At 57.3% G+C, this 21,653-nt stretch carries 19 protein-coding genes; 4 read left to right on the top strand and 15 right to left on the bottom strand.

Going from position 1 to position 21,653, the window contains the following annotated elements:
* Window positions 1–3: 3 nt before the first annotated feature.
* Window positions 4–1,452 carry a rhomboid family intramembrane serine protease gene (locus BUA49_RS04090; RefSeq protein ID WP_072795727.1) on the bottom strand — a complete coding sequence of 483 codons (1,449 nt, stop codon included), beginning with the start codon at window positions 1,450–1,452 and terminating at the stop codon, window positions 4–6.
* Window positions 1,453–1,645: 193 nt separating this feature from the next.
* Between BUA49_RS04090 and BUA49_RS04085 the strand changes: the two genes are divergently transcribed.
* A complete protein-coding gene (locus BUA49_RS04085; RefSeq protein ID WP_072795726.1) occupies window positions 1,646–2,086 on the top strand; it encodes an OmpA family protein in 441 nt (146 codons plus the stop codon).
* A gap of 58 nt (window positions 2,087–2,144) precedes the next feature.
* Here BUA49_RS04085 and BUA49_RS04080 read toward each other — a convergent pair whose 3' ends face one another.
* From BUA49_RS04080 to BUA49_RS04060, 5 genes are all read right to left on the bottom strand, one after another.
* Window positions 2,145–2,546: an MAPEG family protein gene (locus tag BUA49_RS04080; RefSeq protein ID WP_072795725.1), complete on the bottom strand. Its 402-nt coding sequence runs from the start codon at window positions 2,544–2,546 to the stop codon at window positions 2,145–2,147.
* Between the two features lie 2 nt (window positions 2,547–2,548).
* Entirely contained in the window at window positions 2,549–2,791 is a 243-nt protein-coding gene (locus tag BUA49_RS04075; protein WP_072795724.1) for a GlsB/YeaQ/YmgE family stress response membrane protein, read from the bottom strand.
* Window positions 2,792–2,920: 129 nt separating this feature from the next.
* On the bottom strand, window positions 2,921–3,619 hold the full coding sequence (locus tag BUA49_RS04070) for a lysophospholipid acyltransferase family protein (RefSeq protein ID WP_072795723.1): 699 nt from the start codon (window positions 3,617–3,619) through the stop codon (window positions 2,921–2,923).
* A gap of 47 nt (window positions 3,620–3,666) precedes the next feature.
* Window positions 3,667–4,269 carry a class GN sortase gene (locus BUA49_RS04065; protein ID WP_072795722.1) on the bottom strand — a complete coding sequence of 201 codons (603 nt, stop codon included), beginning with the start codon at window positions 4,267–4,269 and terminating at the stop codon, window positions 3,667–3,669.
* Complete coding sequence (locus BUA49_RS04060) at window positions 4,266–6,434, bottom strand: marine proteobacterial sortase target protein (protein ID WP_072797644.1); 2,169 nt, start codon at window positions 6,432–6,434, stop codon at window positions 4,266–4,268. Before BUA49_RS04060 ends, BUA49_RS04065 begins: the two co-directional genes overlap by 4 nt.
* A 321-nt stretch (window positions 6,435–6,755) precedes the next feature.
* On the opposite strand from BUA49_RS04060, the gene pdsR reads away from it, so the two are divergent.
* Window positions 6,756–7,457 carry a proteobacterial dedicated sortase system response regulator gene (gene pdsR / locus BUA49_RS04055; protein ID WP_072795721.1) on the top strand — a complete coding sequence of 234 codons (702 nt, stop codon included), beginning with the start codon at window positions 6,756–6,758 and terminating at the stop codon, window positions 7,455–7,457.
* 3 nt (window positions 7,458–7,460) lie between these two features.
* Window positions 7,461–9,509 (top strand): ATP-binding protein, encoded by a 2,049-nt coding sequence (locus BUA49_RS04050; RefSeq protein WP_072795720.1) that lies wholly within the window; start codon window positions 7,461–7,463, stop codon window positions 9,507–9,509.
* A gap of 2 nt (window positions 9,510–9,511) precedes the next feature.
* On the opposite strand, the gene BUA49_RS04045 is transcribed toward BUA49_RS04050, so the two are convergent.
* The 4 genes from BUA49_RS04045 to BUA49_RS04030 all read right to left on the bottom strand — a co-directional run bounded on the left by BUA49_RS04045 (window position 9,512) and on the right by BUA49_RS04030 (window position 12,179).
* Window positions 9,512–10,294, bottom strand: coding sequence for an ATP-binding protein (locus BUA49_RS04045; protein WP_072795719.1), 783 nt, complete (start codon window positions 10,292–10,294; stop codon window positions 9,512–9,514).
* A gap of 169 nt (window positions 10,295–10,463) precedes the next feature.
* Window positions 10,464–11,042, bottom strand: coding sequence for a porin family protein (locus tag BUA49_RS04040; protein WP_072795718.1), 579 nt, complete (start codon window positions 11,040–11,042; stop codon window positions 10,464–10,466).
* 301 nt (window positions 11,043–11,343) lie between these two features.
* Window positions 11,344–11,856 carry a hypothetical protein gene (locus tag BUA49_RS04035; RefSeq protein WP_072795716.1) on the bottom strand — a complete coding sequence of 171 codons (513 nt, stop codon included), beginning with the start codon at window positions 11,854–11,856 and terminating at the stop codon, window positions 11,344–11,346.
* On the bottom strand, window positions 11,856–12,179 hold the full coding sequence (locus BUA49_RS04030; protein ID WP_072795714.1) for a hypothetical protein: 324 nt from the start codon (window positions 12,177–12,179) through the stop codon (window positions 11,856–11,858). Before BUA49_RS04030 ends, BUA49_RS04035 begins: the two co-directional genes overlap by 1 nt.
* Window positions 12,180–12,451: 272 nt before the next feature.
* On the opposite strand from BUA49_RS04030, the gene BUA49_RS04025 reads away from it, so the two are divergent.
* Window positions 12,452–13,225, top strand: coding sequence for a substrate-binding periplasmic protein (locus tag BUA49_RS04025; RefSeq protein WP_072795712.1), 774 nt, complete (start codon window positions 12,452–12,454; stop codon window positions 13,223–13,225).
* A 5-nt stretch (window positions 13,226–13,230) separates the two neighbouring features.
* Here the strand turns inward: BUA49_RS04025 and BUA49_RS04020 are convergent, their stop codons facing one another.
* The 5 genes from BUA49_RS04020 to BUA49_RS04000 all read right to left on the bottom strand — a co-directional run bounded on the left by BUA49_RS04020 (window position 13,231) and on the right by BUA49_RS04000 (window position 21,616).
* Window positions 13,231–14,115 carry a DNA ligase gene (locus BUA49_RS04020; RefSeq protein WP_072795710.1) on the bottom strand — a complete coding sequence of 295 codons (885 nt, stop codon included), beginning with the start codon at window positions 14,113–14,115 and terminating at the stop codon, window positions 13,231–13,233.
* Window positions 14,116–14,185: 70 nt separating this feature from the next.
* On the bottom strand, window positions 14,186–17,803 hold the full coding sequence (gene tssM / locus BUA49_RS04015; protein WP_072795708.1) for a type VI secretion system membrane subunit TssM: 3,618 nt from the start codon (window positions 17,801–17,803) through the stop codon (window positions 14,186–14,188).
* A gap of 35 nt (window positions 17,804–17,838) precedes the next feature.
* Window positions 17,839–19,326 (bottom strand): type VI secretion system protein TssA, encoded by a 1,488-nt coding sequence (gene tssA, locus BUA49_RS04010; RefSeq protein WP_072795707.1) that lies wholly within the window; start codon window positions 19,324–19,326, stop codon window positions 17,839–17,841.
* A gap of 29 nt (window positions 19,327–19,355) precedes the next feature.
* Window positions 19,356–20,048, bottom strand: coding sequence for a type VI secretion system-associated protein VasI (gene vasI, locus BUA49_RS04005; RefSeq protein ID WP_228704399.1), 693 nt, complete (start codon window positions 20,046–20,048; stop codon window positions 19,356–19,358).
* Entirely contained in the window at window positions 20,045–21,616 is a 1,572-nt protein-coding gene (locus tag BUA49_RS04000) for a sigma-54-dependent Fis family transcriptional regulator (protein WP_072795705.1), read from the bottom strand. Before BUA49_RS04000 ends, vasI begins: the two co-directional genes overlap by 4 nt.
* Window positions 21,617–21,653: the final 37 nt, after the last annotated feature.

Raw genomic sequence — 21,653 nt, 5'->3', positions numbered from 1 at the left:
GCGTCAATCCGCCTGAAGCAACTGCCGATAGTGTCGGGCCTTGGGCGCAATCTGCAGTTTCTCAAACTCTTCGGCGAGTAGCCGGCAGGCCTCTATGGTAAGCAAGGGATCATCAGCGCTGCGCAGGCGCTCAAAGGCTTTTTCTGCTGCCTTGAGGTCGTGTTGCTTGAGACTGGTGAACAGCACCCTGTTGTGATCCTCCGCCGCAAGCGGGTGATAGCTTTCCCCTTTACTCAGGTATTCCTGCCAGGCAGCAATCATCTTCTCCGGCTGCCGGCGGCTCAGGGTGTCGTTCATAAGCTCCCGGGTACGGGACAGGTACTCCGGTAAGTCCGGGCGCAGTTTCGCCAGGTTATACAGATGCTCCAGCAGAATGGGCCTGTCGGGATAATGTTCACGCAACGCCTCGAACTGACGCTTGGCCAGATCAAAATCCATGCGCCCCAGGCTTGCCATGGCCTGGGCATAGCCGGTTGTGAAGCGATCATCCTGTTCATCCTCTTCCGGCTCAAAAAACTCCTCACGTACCTGCAGCCAGCTTTTGCCCAAGAGCCAGACCAGCCCCGCGCCTGCCAGCAGACCGCCGGCATGCGCCATATAAGCGACACCGGTCGCACCGGCAAACCAGTAGTCGTATATTTCCTTGCCCAGCCACACCGGCAATATGGCCAGCGCGGGCGCCCGGAAGTAGTTGAAGTACACGCCAAGAAAGTAGAAGAAGCGGATCTTCTGTAAACCGTAAATGGCCACGTACATGCCCATAAGCCCCGAAATGGAACCGGACGCACCCACAAGCGGGATATAGCTACCCAGCGAGAAAACAGTGAAAACAACACCAGACAGTGCGCCGCACACCAGGTAGGCGAGCAGAAAACGGCCCGGGCCAAGGGCTTTTTCAACGGTGAAGCCAAGAAGGAACAGGAAGACCAGGTTACCAATGATGTGCCCCCAACTGCCGTGCAGGAACTGGTAGGTAACCAGAGTGTATAGAGACAGTTTCGCGGGAATCAGACCCAGTTTCTGGGCGCTCAGGCGCTGGATGTAGGTTTCTTCAATGATGGTACGCTGTTCCAGCCAGCGCACCCGCTCTGCCGGGGCCCAGATGACGTCGCGATTCTGCAGCAGATACTGGTAGAACTCACGATCCATAAGCAGGCTGACCGCAAGCCAGGAGTTCTCGTCTTCCGCTCTCAGCTTCTGAAACCTCTGAAGCTCAAAAACCCGCTCATCCTCACCTTCAAAGCGGATTTTCCTCTGCAGGTAATCCTCATAAGCAGGCCCTTCCAGTAACGCCAAACCGGAATCCAGATAGATACCAACCGCCTGTTCAAGCTTGCGGCTGTCTCCGGCCTGGTAAAAAAGAAAGACCAGAATACAGGTAAGCATCAATCCGAGGGTAACCCAGGGCGGGCGTTTCCAGTTAACAGCGTTCTCGGCAGGAATAATCAGCATGGGCGGTCACAATTCATCATAATCTGTCCCTGAAAAACCGGTTTTTATCATACCAGTGTCTTATTTTCGCGCTTAAATAGTTTTCAGCGTGAATGTCATGTCGACCATCCGCCAATTGCCGTTATTTCTGCCTGGGCTAATAGTGAGCAGGAATAACAAGAAAAATCGGAGACCTGAAACAAGGATACTGCAGATGACCGTACTCGTATTGGACAACCCGGAGTTGATTGCCAAAGCTGCCGTAGCATACGGCTTTAATGCAGCCTCCCTTGTGGTTGAGGAGAAACGCCCACACCGGATGAGGTTTCATTACGGTTTCAACAAGCACGAACTGGACGTTTCAGACAGCGCAATCATCCGGCAACATGCAGTCTACCTGAGGCAGTATCCGGCCGTCAGCGTCCGGATTCATGGCCACTCTGATAATTTTGGCGCCGAGGACTATAACCGCTTTCTGTCCAGACTGCGGACTAACGCAGTAGCCAGGCTTCTGATTAAAGAGGGTATTGCCGAATCGCGTATCCTGGTTGCCAGCTGGGGGTCAGCCCGCCCTCTGGCTACGCCGGACGACCGGGCAGCCAATCGCAGGATAGAGCTCGAATACCTGACCCGCGACATGGCCAAAGCACTCTAGGCAGGGAATACACAGCGGGGCCGAAATGGACGGCCCCAGGGAGTTCAGGCCGTTACAGTCAGCCGTATACGTACCAGACATTCCATAACAGCAGAATCGCAGCAACCAGTATGGCCAACCACGTCAGAACAATGCCGATCGCCCGCGCTTTGTGCTCCTCGCCATGACCGTTGATCATACCCCAGGCATGAAGAATGCGGCCGACCACCAGAGCCATGCCTGTCCAGTAGATGAAACCACTGGCTACGCCGTTAAGCTCGGCAATACCCAGCATGATCAGCCCCAAAGGTGCGTACTCTATGAGGTTTGCATGGGCTCGGACGGCAGCTTCGAAATCACGGTCGCCCGTAGTACCCATGCCTATTTTGTACTTCAGCCGGAATTTCACCACTTGAGCCGACAGCACCAACAACAGAATACCGAGGACAGCAGCGAACACTCCGGTAACAGGTACGATCATCTTCAGCTCTTCCTGATTTGGCTGACGATAGCCAGCAGCAACACTGCACCCACTGTAGCGGTTACCAGTTCTCCAATGGTTCCCTGAGCAGCCAGCCCCAAGAGGCGAAAAACAAAACCGCCGATAAACGAGCCGACGATACCAATGCCGATATTGGCTAGCACGCCAAAGCCACGGCCTTTCATGATCAAGCCAGCGAGCCAGCCGGCAACACCGCCAATAATCAGAAACAGAATCAGGTTCATCTTTTGCCTCTCTTTGCAGGACTTCTATGGGAAATTCTTTGAACCAAACAATCAGCACCGCAAAGACTGCCCTGTTTTTACTGATGCTTCAACCACTTCAGGCACGCAGCAAAACCAGGGCGGCGTGCATCACAGAGAGGCAACCGCTTCCGCCATCTGTTGATGGCAGCGCGCGATCAAGGCAGGAACATCCTCGGTGGTAAGGCCTGTGGTTTCAACCGGTGGCAGAATGCGGATGGCCACCGGCTCACGCCTGCCCGACCAGCCCGATGTTCTATTCCGGTACTCCGCGTTGCATACCATCACAATAGGGGCTCCAGTCATCACCGCAGCATAAAATGCGCCTTTTTTGAACTTCTGCAGGCCGCGGCCTCGGCTGCGAGTGCCTTCCGGGAACACCCACAAACTCTTGTTATCCTGGGTAATGGCATCGCTGGTGGCCTGCATGGCCGCAATGGCTTTGCGCGAATGAGCACGGTTAAGCATCACATTGCCTCCAAGCCAGAATACCTGACCAAAGAACGGTAGCCAGATCAGCGCGGACTTTCCGACGGTAACAGTGCGGGGCGGCATCAAGTCACCCATCACAAACAGATCATCGTTGTACTGATGATTCGCAATGACAATAACAGGACGGTCTTTGGGCATGTTCTGAGCGCCCTCCAGGGGCCGCTTCATACCCAGTATCACACGGCCGACCCGCGACATTGTCCAACCCAGCAACCGGTTGTTGTCCGGGTTGAACGGCCGTGCAATATAAAACGGCAAGGCAAACATGCAGATCACCGGAACACTCAACCAAGCCAACAGATTTCTTAAAACACTCATGTAAAAAACTCTGTAACAGGATTTTTGCGCACAAGTGTACGCCAAGTTTATAGCCCTGCAACAGCCTCAATTTTCCTGAAATCATCCTGGTCAAGAACACTCTCCGCGCGGGCTTCCACCACATACCGGAGAGGGCCGCCCGCATCCATACTGTCAAACGGATAGCAAGTAACCAGCAGAAGGGTACCCGCAGGTAACTGACCGGTATCGATGAATTCTGAACGGCTATCCACAATTCTGGTTTCATGCACCCGATAACCTTGCCAGCGCCCGTCACGGCCTTGCAGTCGAAGCTCATTGCCGGGCTCCAGATGTTTCAGGGGCCGGAAATGGGTGTCTCTGTGGCCGGCAATAACCACCGCACCCCGCTGGCCGTCTGTGCCCACCATTTGCCCAGGCCCGAATGCCAGGCTCTCTCCATGGGCACCCGCCAGAACAATCATTGAGTCACCCAACTCGGGCATGGACAGTTTTGCCACCGGCCAGGTATCAGCCCAGGGCCAAGGCCGGGATTCGGTTTGCCGCGCCTGGCTCTCCGCCCAGGCAATCTCCAACAGTTCCTGGGCAACCACTGCCTTAAAGGGAATCCACAGTCCGAAAACCAACAGAATGGCAGAGCTTGTCATCAACAACAGCAACAACCGGCTCATGGGTATGCCCGCCTTTGCAGCAACAAGATAGCAGCAGAGAACATCAGCCCAAGCAATCCCAGAGCAAAAAGCAGAGGCGCGAGCGTAGCCGTTTGCGGGTAGCGCACCATACCTGGCTGGGTTCCAGCTGGCAGCAAGGTTGGCAGGCTGTCTCTCACCAGCGAGCTTTCTAAATCGCGAGCCGGCGTTGTGTCTACCGCCACAAAGCTGGTGTAAGGCGACATCAGGCTGTGCTCAATCGCCAGATTGGTGATCTTCGCTTTATCCGGTTCCTGCCCCTCTACCCTCGCTTCGTCCAGAAGGCTGTCGATTTTCTCCCGGGCCCAATAGCGGTTCAGGCCAGTGCCAGAAGCAGCGTCCTGCAAGTCCAGGTTTCGCTGCCATGTCGCGCCCCCCGGCAACCGGCCTGAGACCCTTAATTCACCGGCTGGCGGCACGCCCCGCACCACCTGCAACAGCGGCTCACCCTGAAACAGATCACCTGGGCGAAGCGGAAAACTATCCTGCTGTGCTGATGCTGACTGGCCCGGCCAGCGCACCTCGATATCCGTCAGCACCGGCGCCTCCATGGCTTCAAACAGCCGGGCCAGAGGGCCACTGATATCCCCAGGATCCTGCACAGCGGTATAGCTGCCACGCCCCCAGCGCGCAGCTTCACGCATAAAGTGCCTGTTAGGCGCCGAACCTATGGCCACAGTGAACAGCCTCTGGTCGCCCAGTTGGCGCCGGATCTGGCTGAACAGCGCCGACTCGTTGCCAACCGCACCATCGGTCATGAACACCACCTGCCGCACTCTCGATAACCCATCCGGTGATGCATCTTCCGGCAGTTCACCCATGCCCCTGTCGTGACTCTTGTCTCGACTCTGCAGAGCCATCGTCAGCGCTGGCGCCATTTCCGTGCCGCCGTCGGCCTTCAGCCGGCTGACGTACTGGCGAGCGCGCGCCAGATTGTTGGCCGTCGCCATTTCCGGCTGCATGAACAGAGCGTGAGGCTGGGAATTAAACTGAATCACATTGAACCGGTCACCGAGTGCCAGTGTCTCCAGCCCCAGTTGCAAAGCGTCCCTCGCCTGCCGGATAGACTCGCCGGCCATGGAGCCGGAGGTATCAATCACAAACGTCAGCTCCCGCGGCAAGCGGGTTTTACCAGCCCGCCCCGGCACCACCATAGCCAGCAGATAGTCCTCCCCTTCCCAACGCTGATGAAAAACAGCTGCGCCGGGCTCCTGACCAGCAAGCGGCTGCCAGCGCAATACGAAATCCCGGTTCATCACAATATCCCCTGCCAGCGGCTGAATCGTCACCACCTGACCGTCCTGCCGAGTGTCCAGCTCATGGCTGGGGCTGGACACCCGCGCCAGCGGAAGGCCGGCATCAATCGTGAACTGAACCGAAGCCCGGTGACTATCAATAGCCACGTCTGCCACATCCACCGTAAACGGACTGATGGCGACAGCATCGGGCACCTCCGTGGTGGGCACCGCCCAGCCAGCCTGCCACTTCTGCGGCGTCGCAGCCAAAGGCTTGCCCGGCATGTACCTCGGCGTCAGCGTCGTCGGCACACTCAGCTCAAAAACCCCATCCTGATAACGCACCGGCTGCTGATAATTAAGCTCCACGCTCACCGTTGCGCCGGGCGGAATATTGGCCACGCGGGTTGTGAACAGGTTCGGCCGCTGCTGCTCAACCGTGGCAGCATGGCGACCGGAGTCCCGGGCTTTCTCATAGGTTTTCTTTGCCTCTTCACGAGGCTGAACCTCCCCCACAATGGTGCGCTCCCCTACCTTCATAGTCAGCCCGTAAACACTGGCCTTATCCGGAAGCGGAAACACAAACACGCCCTCGCGCCACTGATCACTGGTATTCCGGAAGGTGCGCACCAATCTACTGTCCGCAATCAACCCGCTGATCCGAACATCAAAATCACTGCCCAACACCAGCGCCGGCTTCTGCCACTGGCCTTTACCATCCACGAAATGCAACACACCGGCTGTATCCTCACTACCAGTGTTGGCTTCGGCATAAATAGGCTGAACAAACAGCATCAACAACACCGCCAGCCACAAACTGACACCTTCCATAACGTTCTGAATGCGAAGCCTCCGGCGCGCACTGAGCCCTTCGGTGAGGCCGAAAGCCTTTCGGGAACCGTGCGGAGCCATGGATGGCGGAGCCGAGCGTACAGGGACGTATTCACAGCGTGTTCCAGAAAGGCTTTCGGCCTCACCGGAGGGCGGACTCTGAAGGTACGGTAAAGCCCCGAACTTAGAAGATAGCGAAGAAAACATCATGACAAGATCCTTTAGCTGCATGACTAAACAAGACCTCGCCATTTCAGCAATCCGAAAAGGAACTCCCGTGGCAGAATCAAACATTCCGCACACAAAAAATGATGAATTATGACAACACCACAGGCTAACCTTGTTCTCACAGCCCGCCGTGTTTAAATAGAGCCTCATCGCCCACGGATAGCAGCCAGAACCATGAAAAAACACCTTGTCCTGATAGAGGACGAACCCGCCATCCGCGACAACTACCGCGCCGCCTTTGAACGCCGCGGATATCGCGTATCCACCTATGGTGACCGCGCGTCCGCCTGGCAGGTGCTGCGCCAGAGCCTACCCGATCTCGCCATTATTGATGTCGGCCTGGGGGATGAGCCCGAAGGCGGGTTTACCCTGTGTCAGGACCTACGCTCACTATCCGGAACACTGCCCATCATTTTCCTGACCGCCCGCGACAGCGATATCGATTCCGTGCACGGCCTGCGCCTGGGCGCCGACGACTATGTCACCAAAGACATGAGCATGGAGCACCTGCTGGCAAGGGTGACCGCTTTACTGCGCCGGGCGGATGCCTGGGCAGAAGCCCTACACAAACCGGATGAAGTGGTGAACCGTGGCCGCCTCAACCTCAACGTTGATCGTATGAACGTAGTCTGGGATCAGACTGCGATAGATCTCACCGTTACAGAGTTCTGGATGCTGCACGCACTGGTTCAGCACCCAGGCCATGTACGCAGCCGCGAGCAGCTTATGGAGGCTGCCAGCACAGTTCTGGATGACAACACCGTGACCTCCCACATCAAGCGCATCCGAAGCAAATTCCTTCAGCTCGACAGTACCTTTGACAGCATTCAGACCGCCTATGGAATGGGCTATCGCTGGAATGCCCGTGAGCTCTGATTCGTGACACTCAAACGCCAGCTCTTTGTTGCCAGCCTACTGATGCTGCTGATTCCGTGGGCTGGCCTGCAGTTTGTACTGGAACTGGATCAGGCTCTGCGACAACAGGCGCTGCAGCAGTTGCAAGACCAGGCTGAACGACTGGCACAGACAGCGGGAGATCTCAGCCTCGGGCTACCCGCCGTAGCACCCCAGGCGCCCGCCATTTATGTGGAAAGCCTCAGCAGCCCACTCAACCTGGACGGCTACAGCGATGACTGGCCCGGTTACGACGAAGGGGAACAGTTCCAGCCCTGGCAATCTGCCGAACGCCCAAATCAGCCAGCGGAAACCACCGGCAAACCCACCATGCGCTGGCAAGCCGCCACCGACCAGCGCCACCTGTACCTTTTAATACGGATCAGTAACCGCCGGCCCGTATTCTTCAATCCCGGCGCGTCCGAACAGCCTTATGACCGGCTCCTGCTCTGGCTGGAGCCAGCAGATGGAAACCTGGATCCGGATATCCGGCCCACCTCCTGGCTCATCCGCACACCAGCGCCTGGCAAGGTTTACGCCACAACGGGAAACGAACAAACACCCGATTACCGGGTTAGTGGTTACTGGCACAGTGTGGGAAACGGTTGGCAGCTTGAACTGGAACTGCCCAAACCACCGCAGGGCAGCCGGCTGGGGTTTACCGCCCGGTGGCAGGACAACTCAGATTCGGCGCAAATAGCAACGTCTAAAGACCCGCTACCGGTTCTGGTCGAGCGCAAGCCTGAGCTGGAGCGGCAACTGACTCCAGGGATGAGCAGAGGACAATCTGCCCGACTGATTGAGCCGGCAGGCTGGGTGGTCGCGCAACAATCAACGCCGTCCCGGCAGGCACAGCCCGAGTTTGAAGCGCTCAGCCCTTTGCAGATTGTTGAGCATATCAGCCTCAATGCCCTGCGGGCGCTGGTGCAGTTTTATCAACCCAGGCCTGCAACCCTGGCTGCCAGCACCAACTGGCTCGATATGAACGCGCTGCCAAGCGAGGGCCTTGTACGTCATGAGGACGACAGCGTCTGGCTGATGACCACATGGCCCGTATTCGGTGGCCGGACTCTTGTGCTTGAGCAATCCCTGAATCAGCTGCTGACGCTGTCCGGTTCTACCTTGGGCTCCGTCATTGCCCGCAGTACGCTTATTATTATCGGCCTGACGCTGGTCTTGCTGGGTTATGCAAGCTGGCTGTCCTGGCGTATTGCCCGCTTACAGCGCGCGGTGAGCGCCAGCATTGATCAGGATGGCAGGATTATCGGAACCCTGCCGGTCTCCAAAGCCCGGGACGAGCTGGGGCAGCTGCAAAATCATTTCGCCCAGATGGCCGTCAGGCTGCACGGCTACAACCGTTATCTGGAGAGCTTTTCACGGCGCCTGTCCCATGAACTCAAAACCCCCGTGGCCGTGGTGCGTTCATCACTGGAAAACCTCTCCCTCAGTGAAACGGAAGAAGAACGCTCGCAGTACATCGGTCGCGCGGCTGGGGCTACAGAGCGTTTGCGGCAGATCCTTAACGGCATGAGCGAGGCAGCTCGGCTTGAGCAGAGCTTTGATAACGCAGATAAGGAAGCGTTCGATCTGGCCGATGTCATCGGCCAGGCAACCGCAGCGTACCAGACCCTGGATGGGCATCATCAGCTTCATTACAGCGGGCCGGAATCCGGTATATGCCTGACCGGTTCACCCGAGCTGATGGTGCAGCTTCTTGACAAGCTGGTGGACAATGCCCGGGATTTCACTCCTGAAAATGGCAGGATTCTTGTCGGCCTTGAACAGACTGAGGGGCCTGTTTACCTGTCCGTTTTCAACGAAGGGCCGGCCCTGCCGGACAATCCGGATACCAGCATTTTCAGTCCCTTCGTGTCAGTCCGGGAAGGTAGGGAGGAAGGCCATCTTGGTCAGGGCCTGCTGATTGTTCAGCTGATCGCTGACTTTCACGGTGGCCATGTTGAAGCGGCAAATGAGGCCCGCAACGGCGTTGACGGTGTCTGCTTCCGGGTTATTATTCCGACCGACCGCCTTTAACCTTAGGAGAGGCTTTCATCTCCGGCAAACTGCCGGTAAAACTGCTGCGCCGTGCGGCCATTGCGCACACCCTTGGAGGTTGCAAACCGGATGGCTTCACGGTGCAGATGTTCCCGATCGGTAACATCCGGAAACAAGGCATCCACCGCCTGAAGATAAACCTCCTGAGGAAAGGCGTAGAAGGAAAGCTGCAGGCCGAAGCGGTCGGCCAGAGAAACCTGCTCTTCTATCGCCTCCGCAGGGTGGAGTTCTCCGTCCTGAACCTTGCTGTTGAGGTTATCGGACATGAATTCCGGCATCAGATGACGGCGGTTCGATGTGGCATAGACACGAACATTCTCGGGCGGCAGCTCCAGCGAGCCTTCAAGCACACTTTTCAGCGCCTTGTAACCGGATTCGCCCACATCAAAGGACAGGTCGTCACAGAAGATGATATAGCGGAACGGCAGATCGCAAATATCGTCAACAATCTCCGGGAGATTCACCAGGTCATCCTTGTCCACCTCGATAATTCTCAGGCTCTGCTCTTTGTAGCGATTCAGCAGTGCTTTGATCAGGGACGACTTGCCGGTTCCTCTTGCACCCCAGAGCAGCGCATTATTCGAGGGCTCTCCGGCAAGAAAGCGTTCGGTGTTGCGTGCAAGCGCCTGTTGCTGGCGTTCAATGCCGGTCAGAGAGCCCCATTGAACCGGATCCAGCCTCCGCACTGCGCGCAGCCCTGCGCGATGACGGCGCCACACCGCTGCCGGGGTCGATGACCAGTCAAAGGGTTCGTTTTCAGACATAAGCTTTCTTCCTGTTCAGCTGTTTACAGACGTGCACTCCGACTTATCGCTGGCGTACAGGGCAACAGTATATCTGTATGGACTGGAAGCGGGCTATCAGGGAGGACGCTGAAAAAAACGATGCAAAGACAACGTCTCTGCATCGTTTCGAGGGGCATACCACCGTTGCTCAGAACTGGAACTTGAGACCAACCTGAGCGGTATCAAAGTCCGGGCCATCGTTATTCAGCTGACCATTGAAGTCGTTCTCATCAATGTCGACGTTATAACGGTTGTACTCCAGGAACGTGGTCAGGTGTTGTGTGATGCGGAAGTCGACACCAGCACCAATGACGGGGCTCACATCGTCGTAGGTCTCGTCCTCATTAAAAGCATCCACATCAAGTGCGGCCGCAAAGGCACCAGCTTTGGCGTACACACCAAAACTATCGGTCACTGGCAAACGACCAATCGCCACAAGAGAGCCACCTTTGAGCTTGCCATCAACGTCGTCTTTTCCGAAATTGCCAAAGTCTATGTAGTCCGCTTCCAGAGCAAAGAACTCGTTGAACTGGTAACCGACGCCCGCACCGTAGAGATCATTCGAGTCATCAAATTCTCCACCGTGCGACTTATAGCCACCATAACTGCCTTTAATATAAGGACCGGAGGCGTCACGATCCGGAGAGCCTTGGGCGAACGCGACCGGAGCAGCAAATACACTTGCAGATAATACCGTGGCGCAGGCAATACGAGCTTTGGAATCCATAATGTTTCATCCTCACTAGTTGAGAGTTCCATTTTTGAATGCGTTCTTCGGGTGACTGCATCGTTGCATTCAGCACCCCGAAAAGCGTAGCTCTACCCTAGTATCTCTGATCCGGAATGTGGGTTACATTCAGACTAAAATCTCTTCATATCCCCTTAATTTTTTCAGGATATTATAAAAATACAGCATTAAAATCAGAATGTTAAAAATTGAGACCCTGCCACGCCCAAGCCACTGTGAAAGCGCAGTTTTAAAGCTTGAAGGGAAGATAATTCCGGAGCTGTCAGGGTGGTTCGAAAGATTATTCGGCGGGAGCTTTGGCCGTCGAAGGCGCGGGTGCGCCTTCTGAATCACCGGTTTCGGGATCGCTGGAACCGGCTGATTGGCGCATCAGAACCATACCGCCCTGGAACAACAGGTTTTTTAACCTCGGGTCGCTCTGCTCCGCCACACCAAAAGCAAAAGCCAGCGCTGCTGCCTCCAACGGGTTACGGGTAATCAGCGAGCGCAATACACCGATGGGTGATCCGGAGCCTGAACCGGACTGGTTTTTCTCTGAATCGCGGAAGGTTCTGGCTGGGCGGGTCAGGCGGTAGAAAAACAGGGCCAGCAAACACAGACATACCACCCCCGTGATGGCCATAGCCCCCGGCTCGCCCACTATGGGAGCCAGGGCCAGGGTCGCTGCGTTGACCAGCAGATAAAAGCCGGTTATCAACAGTGCCGTAAGCAGCACCAAAGCCAGTACCACCCCGGTGACAGCCGCGACAGCCTTGCGAATGGTGCTCTGGATAGTTGCAGAATCAGGCAGCATCAGCGATCAAGCATTTTGCCTACGATGATACCCGCCAGAAACATGAGGATAATACTGAGAAACGGTCTCTCCTCAATTTTGTGCTCCACATTTTCTACCGTTTGCGAGCCGGCTTCCGTCGCGCGAGTCAGAGCCGCGTCGCCCCGTTTGCGCAGGTTATCAAATACAGCGTGGGCCTCCCGATTGATTTCATCTTTCAGATTGTTTGCGCTGGATCTCTGACCTTCCGCAACCGCTTTTGTCAGTGACGCAAGATCTTCGCGCAAGAGCTGAAGGTCATTTATGACCCTGCCATAGTCATCTTTTGCTGTTTGCTTTTCCATATACTGTCCCCTGATTTGATTCGACAATGGCCTGCAACAGACCTGTTTTCCAACACCGGTTTCTCGGGCTGTCGCTGGAATTACTCTAGCACAGGGCACGGAATCGGCAACTGTACCCCGTCCTGACAGAAGGCCGAGTTACTACAATCAGAACATCGCTACGTTTTGTCACTGACTTTTCTGCGCGAACCGGCGATTATTAGATTTCGCGTGGCATACTGCCTTCTTCCGCACCGGAATCATTAATTAAGGAAACAGGAGTGCCTACTGCAATGGATTCAACTACCCTTAAGCTTCTGAAAGTCGCTAAGGCGGGTTTGTTATCACTGATACTGGCCGGTGTTGCAACTACTGCGGCAGCTGCCGATAAGCTCTATATATTTACCGAGAAGTACCCGCCCTATAACGACTCTGTTTCCGGCCAGAGCTTCGCACACAATGAAAACGACATTACGGGCATTTGCAGTGACATGGTCAAAGCCGCCCTCGCTCGGGTGGACTACGATTACGTCATGAAAATGCGGGCCTGGAGCTATGCCTACAACTGGGTTCAGGATCGCGAAAATCACGGCCTTTTCTGCACTGCGAGAACGGAAGAACGTGAGAACCAGTTTCAATGGGTCGGACCTCTGGCATCCATCAAATGGACGCTTTTCGCCGCTCCGGATTCGGATATCAGCCTGAACTCCCTCGAAGACGCAAAAAATCTTCAGATTGCCGGCTATAAGGGTGATGTGATGTCTGATTACCTGATCGATAACGGGTTCAATGTCATCATGGGCGTCTCGGGCGACGTAAACACCAGGCGCCTGATGCTCGGACAAGCTGATTTATGGGTGACGGATGGACTGGTTGGCCCTCTGGTCGCCAAGGCAGAACACGGTATCACCGGCCTGAAGCCGGTGCTGGTATTCCGTGAAACACCCATGTATCTGGCGTTTAGCACCAATACCGATCCAGCGATTATAGCGGACCTTCAGAAGGCTCTGGATGAGGCCCGTGACGCCGGAGAGCTGGAGCAGATCGAAAACCGCTACAGTCAGTGATTACTTCAGGGCTCCGTCCCTGACTGCTCCGGTTCATCGTCACGCACACGCAGAAAGCTTGCGAAGCGTGGCAGGCCGGTTGCCGTGAGGCCATAGTACTTGAAGGTTATGCGGGTTCCCGGTGCTGGCGGCCGGGCACGCATTTCATCGCTGAACCCGGTACCGATGCGGAAGCGGCGACCGCTTGGAAGCTCCACCTGCAATGCCCCCATCATGCCCTGCAGGCGACCTTTGCCAGCTATGTGCTCAACCACGATAGCCTCGGCATCTTCAAAGGTTTTTACCTTCAGCAGGTCATCAGAGCGGCCCGCTTCATACCGGCTTTCGCGCCGTTTGAGCATCAATCCTTCACCACCCTCGCCGACCACTCTGTCCAGGCGGGACTTCAGTGCCGTGTAGGAGGAGACTGGTTTCTGCTCCACCAGCTTCAGGTAACGGGAGTCGGCCTTTTCTACCAATGCCTGCAGTTGCCCGTACCGTTCGTAAAACGGCCCCGGGCCCGGCAGATCGAAGACATGAAACTGGATATCATGCCACTCACTATCCACCGGGAACCGTTTACGCACCGCCCCGGAAAGCTCTGCAAAGCGCTGCCGCCCCATCCACAGCTCGCCATCAAGTGGAACATCGGGGAAATCTGCGACAAACCAGTCTGGCGCCTGATAGACGTTGCCGTTGCGGGATAAAAAACGCCGGCCATCCCAGTAAGCTCTTACACCATCAAGTTTCTCACTGATCCAGTAACCCTCCAGCGCAATCCCTTGCTGGTATGTGTTGGCGAGAGGCACCGGCGGCGGACTGGTCTCACCTGCCCGCGCCACAAATATCAGAATCAGCAATAAAACAGGCAGCAACAGCCTGTAAGCATCCCGTTTTTGGCAAGTCAGCATTCCTTACGCCCCGTTTTCTGCTCCAGGTCCTCCACAAGCTCCTCCGTTCGGTTTTGAAAACGCACGTTACTCAGTACAAGCTGGGTGGTATCCGGTATCCCGATAACAGCTGCTGGGTGAACGGGTTGGTATTGCTTGCTGCGTGCAGGCGATAACGCATCTCGCCGTCATCTACCTGAAACCGGACATCCAACGCACTGCTGCTGACGCCGGTTATATCGGCTTTATCCAACAGCCGGAACAGCGCCCAGGGACCACTCTCAGAAATGCTGCGCGGCGAGCGGTTGACCTGAACCGGCACGAGGGTAATCCGGCTTTCTACCGTATCCCTGAGCGTATTAGGCCATACCAGCGGAATGCTCTGGCGCGGGCCGTGACTGAACTCCACCAGCTGGCCATCAAGGTTTACAACGCTGCGGCGCTTGTTGGAAGACAGGTTCAGCGGCTCCAGGGCAAACTCCACATCCAACGTGCCGCTGCGGGTAAAGTAGGCGCTACGGATTTTGTCGGCGTTACCCAGAGATGCCAGCACGTCCCGGCGCACCAGACCGGCCCGGCGGGCATTCCCCACCTGCTCCGGATGATCCTCCAGGAACAGTTTCAGGTTCTCCTTGTAGAAAGTGTCCAGTACGCCACCCGGCGCAAAAAACTGCTCAAAATCCTGCAGAGCAACATCGCGACCAGCGTTGGCGTTAAACGGGTAATGCCGAGCCAGATTTTGCTGAAAAGGCTGATAAACCTCCCGGTACCACTCCCGTTCAAGCTGAGCCACCGCCTGATCCAGCAGCACCCGCCAGCTCTCCGTGGCCAACCGATTCAGCAACCGGCCAACTGGCTCGGGCTGATGCCCCGCCATCCGCTGCAGGGTGAAAATCGGATCCGCACCCTGCAGGCCCATTCTGGCGCGGGCCGCATTAAGGGCGGCCTTGCCCTTGTCTGGCGCCTCCTGAATATTGCGCATGTATTCGTGCAGATCGTTCACCACCAGCATGACCTGCTCAAGCCCACTGGGCTGATCCCCGTTCTTGCGCGTGAGCTGGTTCAGGTCTGTAAACTGGCGCTCGATGTTCTGCAACATGCGGAAGTGGGCCGACTGTTCGAGCAGTTCCCGCGCCACGGCGCTATCCCCCTCAGCGGCCGGTATCAGGTGCGTATTCCGGCGTACCTGTCCGAGTAACTGTGCCAGTGGTTGATGACCACCCGTAAGGCTTTCCAGCACCCGAACCCCGTGATTGAGGTCCTCAAACTGCTGGATATTCACCCGGCTCAGGGCCGTGCGCCAGGCGTTGGCGTAGTGCTCAGCATAGAGATTCTGTAACCCGGCCTGCAGCTCTGCTTCATCGGCTTTGCTGAAGTCAACATTGTCCCGGCGCCCCAGCACCCAGGCATCTACGAGGGCCAGCTCAGTGACTGCGCCGGATTTACGCAGGAACCACTTTTCCAGGCCGTCCCGGGTCAGCAGTGCCGGAATCCTTAGTGGGTTCGGTGCGGATTTCTGCAGCTGTCCTGACGGCTCTCTCGACCGGTTTTCCGCCGGTTCGCCATACTCATCCACACGCACGAAGACGTTACTGAACGCAGGTCCAGAGGTACGGGCCAGATCGGTTGGCTGGCTGAATTCGCGGTCTGCCTCAATTTCCAGGTCCCGGTACACACGGTCTGGCGTCGACATCCGCCCTAACTCGTGTTGCGACCACTGTACGCTGCTCCTGAAAGGCGCAAGCGTCATTTCTGCCGTTACATCACCGTTTTGGGCCTGCTCCGCCAGGTCTGTATAGGTCATAGCAAAATCAAGATGCCCCAGAAGCCTCCGCTGGATATCACGCCGGCCCGGGAATGCACGCTGCCAGTATTCGCTCATGTAGGTCGTTACAATATCGTTCCGTCGACCGCTGGCATCGTAGAGCATTCGCAGCACACGCAGGTGTTCAAGGCGTTCCGGGCTGTCGTCCGGTGCCCGGCTCATTTCACCCATCACCCCGAACATCAGCGCAGGCAGGTACTGGTAGGCCAGCATATCCAGGTAGGAGGCTTCGACTTCCGGGCCTACCTTGTGGCCCTGATACAGTCCCATGTCACTAACCAACAACCACTGATTACGATGGTCTCCGAACGCCAGGGTTGCCTGGCGCAACTGATCCAGTGGCTCAAGCAGGTTGCGGCCAGTGGTATCCGGCTCGTAACCCACTGGTTGCCAGTTGTCGATGAAGCGTTGTACCCGTGTCTCAACCGAAGCAGCTGCCTCGGCGTTCTTGATAAAGTAATGCTGCCAGCCCGCGGTCATGCCTGTACCGGCACACACTGCGACGACGGCGGCGATGGCCACCCTGCGCTGACGACTACGCACAACCCGCCGGTTGTCGCCAGCCAGCCCGGCTTCGGGATAAATAATTCCGGGGAACAGCGACTGGGTAAACAGGTTTGCAGACGGACCCGTGCGCTGAGCCGGCTGAATCGGGCCGGATACCTGGTAATGGCTCGCGGCGGCGGAGACAAAAGCATCTTCCGGCACACCTTCCTGCACAACAGAAGTGAAGTAGGTACCCCGAACCAGTGCTGGCGTCGAAAAGGCATCCGCCGACAGAAGACTGGTCAGGAAAGTTTCAAGCACAGGCTTCATACCGGCCAGCTGGCGGGTGAACGAGTAGGCGGCTGCCCGGTCTTCGGTGTCCCGGGTCCCTGCGAGTACATCAGGCAGGCGCGCATTCAGCCGTGCGACCATCTCGCTGAAACGCTCCGAGAATTCATTCAGCCAGTCATCGTTATCCAGCTGACCTTCCAGCCGGAAGGTAAACCCGAGAGCCTGCTCTTTCTCCTGCTTGCTAAGGGTACGGACAAATGGTCCGAAGCCATAAAGCAGATCCATTTTAGTAAAAGACACATACACCGGCAGGCGCGAGCCTATCTGCTCCATCAGCTCTCTCAGACGCATCCGCAGCAGGATGGCATGAGCTTCTAGCTGCTCGTCATTGGCAGTACTCAGGCTCGCCAGATTCACTGCCAGTACCACACCGTTAAGCGGGCGTTGCGGGCGATTGCGCTCAAGCCATTGGATGAAATGCCCCCAAAGCCGCTGCTGTATTTCCCCCGCAGCGCTCTGGCTCTGATTCTGGCTTAGCAGTTCGCCATCAGGATCGATCAGTACGCCGTTATCTCCAACCCACCAATCGAATCCGAACGGATTGCGATCCGCACGGCTATTGCGGGTAACGTTGGTCAGGGTATAGGTTTGTCCGGAACGCTGGATAAGGCTGGTTTTCCCCGCATTCTCCAACCCCATGACCAGATACCAGGGCAAGTGATAGACACCGCGGCGCCCGGGGAGGTTGTTCTTCAGGGCCGCGAGCTGACGGTCCAGCAATCGCTGTTGCCGGCGTTCCATGGGCAGGATCGGATCCTCCAGCTCTTTATGCTCCTCGGCTTTGTCCGCATTAACCTTACCCAGACGGCGGGCCAGTATCGTGCCCCAGGTCATGGCGACCAGCAAAATGACACCCAGAGTAACCAGCGCCCGCATCTGCCAGGCGGCCAGCGGGAATTCTCCGCCAACCTCCCACTTTGGCCCGAGCCACCAGGTGGCAACCAGCAGCGCAACCAGGCCCAGCGCCAAGGCAACCGGTGCCGCGTTTCGAACGTATGGCAGAAGCCAGCGACCGACGAGTAAAGCTTTTCTCCACATGGTGTCCATTCCTGCTGTTTATCCGTAATGAGATAGCCAGGCCCTCAGGCCAGTCGTTCAAGTTGTTTCAACAAAGCCGGTTCCCAGTCTTCAATCGCCAGACCACCTATCTGCTGTTGCAGGTCCTGGATCTGCCGGGTAGCCAGACTGACCAGGCTGGCGTCTTTCATCAGTCGTGCTGAGGTCAGGCGCCAGTAGAACTGTTCTCGCGGCTCCCGGGCTTCCGCCAAACCGTCTTCCAGCAGTTGCATCGCTGGAGCCAGACCTTTCTGGGCAGCCAGCTCTCGCGCTGCATCATAGGCCTGCTCCCAGGGGCTGGCGCCGCCACTGGAATGCCCTGGCGTGGACGCCGACCAGAGCCATTCCTGTGCTTCCGGAGACAGGAACGGGGTGCCATCGTTAAACGTCAGCTCTATCAACTGAGGCAGCCTTTCCACAAACTCGTCAACGGCTGCGCGTATGACTCCTGCGCAGCTGTCGCACCCTAAAGCGGAGGCGACGCTGGCACTGAGCCGGTGACCCTCAAGCCAGAACGGGCTTACCGACAGACTCTGTTCTATGCGTTGCCACAGCGCCTGATCCGGCGATTTTTCCAGGGCTTCACGGTATTCCGAGACGCGATCTGCACTGACTGCCGCCAGGTCGGAGCGTTTGCCGTCCCTCGTTGGCGGCACTGATGTAATGCTCTGCCAGATGGCGTATCGCCGGATCTGATAGCCCAAAGGCCGCTCCGGCTCGGTTCCGGTCAGCATGTCTGCCACTTTCAATAAACTCTGGCGGGTGGCCCGCTCATTCCCAGGATCCAGCGTCAAAGTGCCGAGGGAAGGGCTGGCGGACATCATTGAAGGTGCTGAGCCAGCCTTGACGCTATCGCCTGCAGCGGCGGAAGAATTGGCAGAGGTAGCCTCTAAACCTTTTCCCAGTCCATTTCCTGCCTCCTCGCCTGAACTTTTTTCAGAGCTGGCAGCGGCGTCCTGAGCCTGGGGCAGCTTTTCGATTGAGCACCTGAGATCCGTCAATGCGTCCTCGGGCAGTTCCCGTTGTTGCACCTGTCCCTGAAGCTTTGTCAGCACCTCCAGACAAAAACTGCGGCCATCGCCCACACTGGCATCGAAGGATATTCCCGCCATGCCCTTGGCTGCGCGCTGGAGCATCTGGGTGAACATCTTTTCGCGGGCCCGTTTTCCTTTACCTCCCGGGTACGGCCAGCCCTCTTCCCACCAGGTTTCCAGCACAGAGTTCAACAGGTAGAGTGCGAGTGCAAAGCGCTCCCCATCGCCGCCGCGCTGCAGTGCAATCAGGAGGAAACCCAGGACTTTCAGATCCTTGCTGCGGGCAGACAGAATCTTCAGGGATTCGCTTTCAACCTTGCCCCAGTCAATATTGGTATGGGCAAGGGAGCCGACTTTCATGATCTCGTTTTCAAGGAATCCGAGGTCGGCGTCCTCTCCCAGCGCGGGGCCTGCTGCAGACTCCCCCTCCAGAGGGTTAACAATCTGCTCAACGTAGGGATGTTGTTCGATAACCTGCATATTTCTGTCCTTGCATCCTCGCTGACCGGCTACCAGCCGCAGCTCTCACGGAGCGGGCGAATGGCATTCTCAAAGCCCGTCAGATCGAATAACAGGCCATCGATACGGCTGTTTTCGGAGTAAACACGGATATCGGCTTCCGGCCCTATTTCCTTGACGGCCCGAATAGCGGGCAGGCCGCGACCGATGCTGAGCACATAGCCGTTATCGCGCACTCTCCAGGCGCTCCGGCCAGCTGTTTCAGAGACTCCGAGCACGAGATTTACCCGTTCGGCGTCCAGTGGTTCCGGTAGCATCAGAGCAAGCTCGGTGATGTTGTTGTGGCACTGCAGGGCAAGCAAAGGCCGGGGCGGCTTTGCACCCAGCGCCGGCACTGTGACCAGAAGGCCCGCCGCCTGCCCGGTGTTGCGGTAACCAACACCGCCAGCGGCTTCGGACTCCGCCTGTGCATAGGCCTCACGCCAGCGCCCAGAGCGTTTTAAATCAGGTAAACCCGCGTCTGCCTTGGTACCGGCTTCAGGCTCCGCCAACGGAGTACCAAATACTTCATCAAAACATGCCAACCGCTCCAGACGCTGCATTTCGCCGGTGCACCCGCGGGCCTCTTCCAGCGTTCCGGCCTGAGCAGGCACACACAAAGCCACCACGCTCAGGGCGGCCATATTGCTGATGAGCGTCAGGACGAAAGTTCGGGCCAGAGCAATCATTTTCAGATATCTCATGCTTCGGCAACCTGATACTTCAGACACTTGTGGGCGAGCGTGCGCTTCGGCAGGCCAAGACTTTCGGCCGCCTGAGCGCGGTTGCCGCCATATTGGCGCAGGCGATCACGGATAACCGCGGCTTCAAATGCCTGGGCGGCTGCTTTGAGGTCGCGGATATCGTCCGTGTCTGACACAGCGGGAGCCTCCGAGGTGAATGTCGCCCCCTCATGCTTTTCCGTGCTGCCAAGCTCTGCGAACAGGTCGGTGAGCCTGAGCACTTCGGGCTGAATATCGTCTCCGGTGGGAGTCTGCAAACAGGCCAGTTCTATGATGTTGCGCAGCTCTCGGGCATTACCGGGAAAGTCATAGGTTGAGAGCGCCTGCAGGGCGTGGCTGCTGATGCCCAGAGGCCCGGTACCTTCACGCTCGGTATACAGGCGGATAAAGTGGCGACTGAGAGATTCAAGGTCGTCCAGGCGTTCACTCAGAGACGTGACGTGCAACGGAAACTGGCTCAGTCGATAGAACAGATCCCGGCGGAAGCTGCCGTCTTTGATGCTCTGGCGCAGAGGCTGATGGGTGGCAGCAACCAGCCGGAAATCGGAATGCTGTTCCTGACGGGCCCCGAGGGGCCGGAACTGACGGCTTTCCAGCACTCGCAGAAGCTTGGACTGCAAGGCCATGGGCATATCGCCGATTTCGTCCAGAAAGAGCGTGCCACCATTGGCCTGAGCCAGAAGCCCTTCCTTGGCCTGATCAGCGCCGGAGAAGGCACCTTTGGTATGGCCGAAGAGCTCACTCTCGAGCAGGCTGTCCGGTATGGCGGCGCAGTTGACCACGACCATGGGGCCACCGGCACGATCGGAGAGTTCGTGAACGCCTCTGGCAACCACGTCTTTGCCGCATCCGGTTTCGCCCTGAACCAGCACCGAAAGCTGGCTTCCGGCGGCACGGACGACCTGAGCGCGCAGCTTGGTCATGGATTCAGAGGGACCGACAAGCGTCCGGGCCAGTATTTCGCAGCGTTTACGAACGGTTTCTGCATCGTGCAGGTTGTCCAGCGAGCGCTTGAGCAGGCGGCGCTGCCAGACCTGATCGCGGCTTTGCAGTTGCGATACCCACTGGTGTGTGAGCAGCTGCAGGAGGCCGCAATACAGGGGCTGGGCGGTTATGCCGCTCCAGTCGGGCTCGTCGCGGCAGAGCACAAGTATGCCGAGGATTCGGCCGTCGCCGCCGCGCAATGGCTCTAGCCACAGGGATTTCGGGCGGTCGCTGGCTTCAATGAGGCTCTGGAAGCTCAAGTGGTCCAGGCGGTAGCTGGCGGCGCGTGTGAGTTCGCGGGCTTTGCCGGTTTGCAGCAGGTGGGCGAAGGGGTGGCTGAAGTCGCCACAGTCGAATTCGCCTGGTTCGGGCAGGTTGCTACAATGCAGTATGCGGCCACTGAGATCGAGTTCCAGTGCCCAGCAGCGGGTTAACCCGAAGGTGTTTTCCAGCTGTGCTGTGGCGGTTTTCAGCAAGTCCGGCAGTGTTGTCTGCCGGGTCAGTGCGACCGCCAGCTCAATGCCGGTGTGCAGTTCCATCTGCATCCGTCCCATTTTGTTCTTCCCCGTCTTGTTTCTTCCT

It is taken from the genome of Marinobacter antarcticus (assembly GCF_900142385.1).
GTDB classification, from domain to species: Bacteria; Pseudomonadota; Gammaproteobacteria; order Pseudomonadales; family Oleiphilaceae; genus Marinobacter; species Marinobacter antarcticus.
Note: the sequence above shows the minus strand (reverse complement) of the source record. Positions and strands in the feature narration are given on the sequence as shown.

Bases quoted from the DNA above. Each gene is read 5' to 3' on its own strand.
- BUA49_RS04080 (WP_072795725.1), bottom strand. From the start codon at position 2,546: ATGATCGTACCTGTTACCGGAGTGTTCGCTGCTGTCCTCGGTATTCTG.
- BUA49_RS04000 (WP_072795705.1), bottom strand. From the start codon at position 21,616: ATGCAGATGGAACTGCACACCGGCATTGAGCTGGCGGTCGCACTGACC.
- pdsR (WP_072795721.1), top strand. From the start codon at position 6,756: ATGAAAAAACACCTTGTCCTGATAGAGGACGAACCCGCCATCCGCGAC.
- BUA49_RS04030 (WP_072795714.1), bottom strand. From the start codon at position 12,179: ATGGAAAAGCAAACAGCAAAAGATGACTATGGCAGGGTCATAAATGAC.
- tssA (WP_072795707.1), bottom strand. From the start codon at position 19,326: ATGCAGGTTATCGAACAACATCCCTACGTTGAGCAGATTGTTAACCCT.
- BUA49_RS04035 (WP_072795716.1), bottom strand. From the start codon at position 11,856: ATGCTGCCTGATTCTGCAACTATCCAGAGCACCATTCGCAAGGCTGTC.
- BUA49_RS04040 (WP_072795718.1), bottom strand. From the start codon at position 11,042: ATGGATTCCAAAGCTCGTATTGCCTGCGCCACGGTATTATCTGCAAGT.
- BUA49_RS04060 (WP_072797644.1), bottom strand. From the start codon at position 6,434: ATGGCTCCGCACGGTTCCCGAAAGGCTTTCGGCCTCACCGAAGGGCTC.
- BUA49_RS04075 (WP_072795724.1), bottom strand. From the start codon at position 2,791: ATGAACCTGATTCTGTTTCTGATTATTGGCGGTGTTGCCGGCTGGCTC.
- BUA49_RS04045 (WP_072795719.1), bottom strand. From the start codon at position 10,294: ATGTCTGAAAACGAACCCTTTGACTGGTCATCGACCCCGGCAGCGGTG.
- tssM (WP_072795708.1), bottom strand. From the start codon at position 17,803: ATGGACACCATGTGGAGAAAAGCTTTACTCGTCGGTCGCTGGCTTCTG.
- BUA49_RS04070 (WP_072795723.1), bottom strand. From the start codon at position 3,619: ATGAGTGTTTTAAGAAATCTGTTGGCTTGGTTGAGTGTTCCGGTGATC.
- BUA49_RS04085 (WP_072795726.1), top strand. From the start codon at position 1,646: ATGACCGTACTCGTATTGGACAACCCGGAGTTGATTGCCAAAGCTGCC.
- vasI (WP_228704399.1), bottom strand. From the start codon at position 20,048: ATGAGATATCTGAAAATGATTGCTCTGGCCCGAACTTTCGTCCTGACG.
- BUA49_RS04025 (WP_072795712.1), top strand. From the start codon at position 12,452: ATGGATTCAACTACCCTTAAGCTTCTGAAAGTCGCTAAGGCGGGTTTG.
- BUA49_RS04090 (WP_072795727.1), bottom strand. From the start codon at position 1,452: ATGCTGATTATTCCTGCCGAGAACGCTGTTAACTGGAAACGCCCGCCC.
- BUA49_RS04020 (WP_072795710.1), bottom strand. From the start codon at position 14,115: ATGCTGACTTGCCAAAAACGGGATGCTTACAGGCTGTTGCTGCCTGTT.
- BUA49_RS04065 (WP_072795722.1), bottom strand. From the start codon at position 4,269: ATGAGCCGGTTGTTGCTGTTGTTGATGACAAGCTCTGCCATTCTGTTG.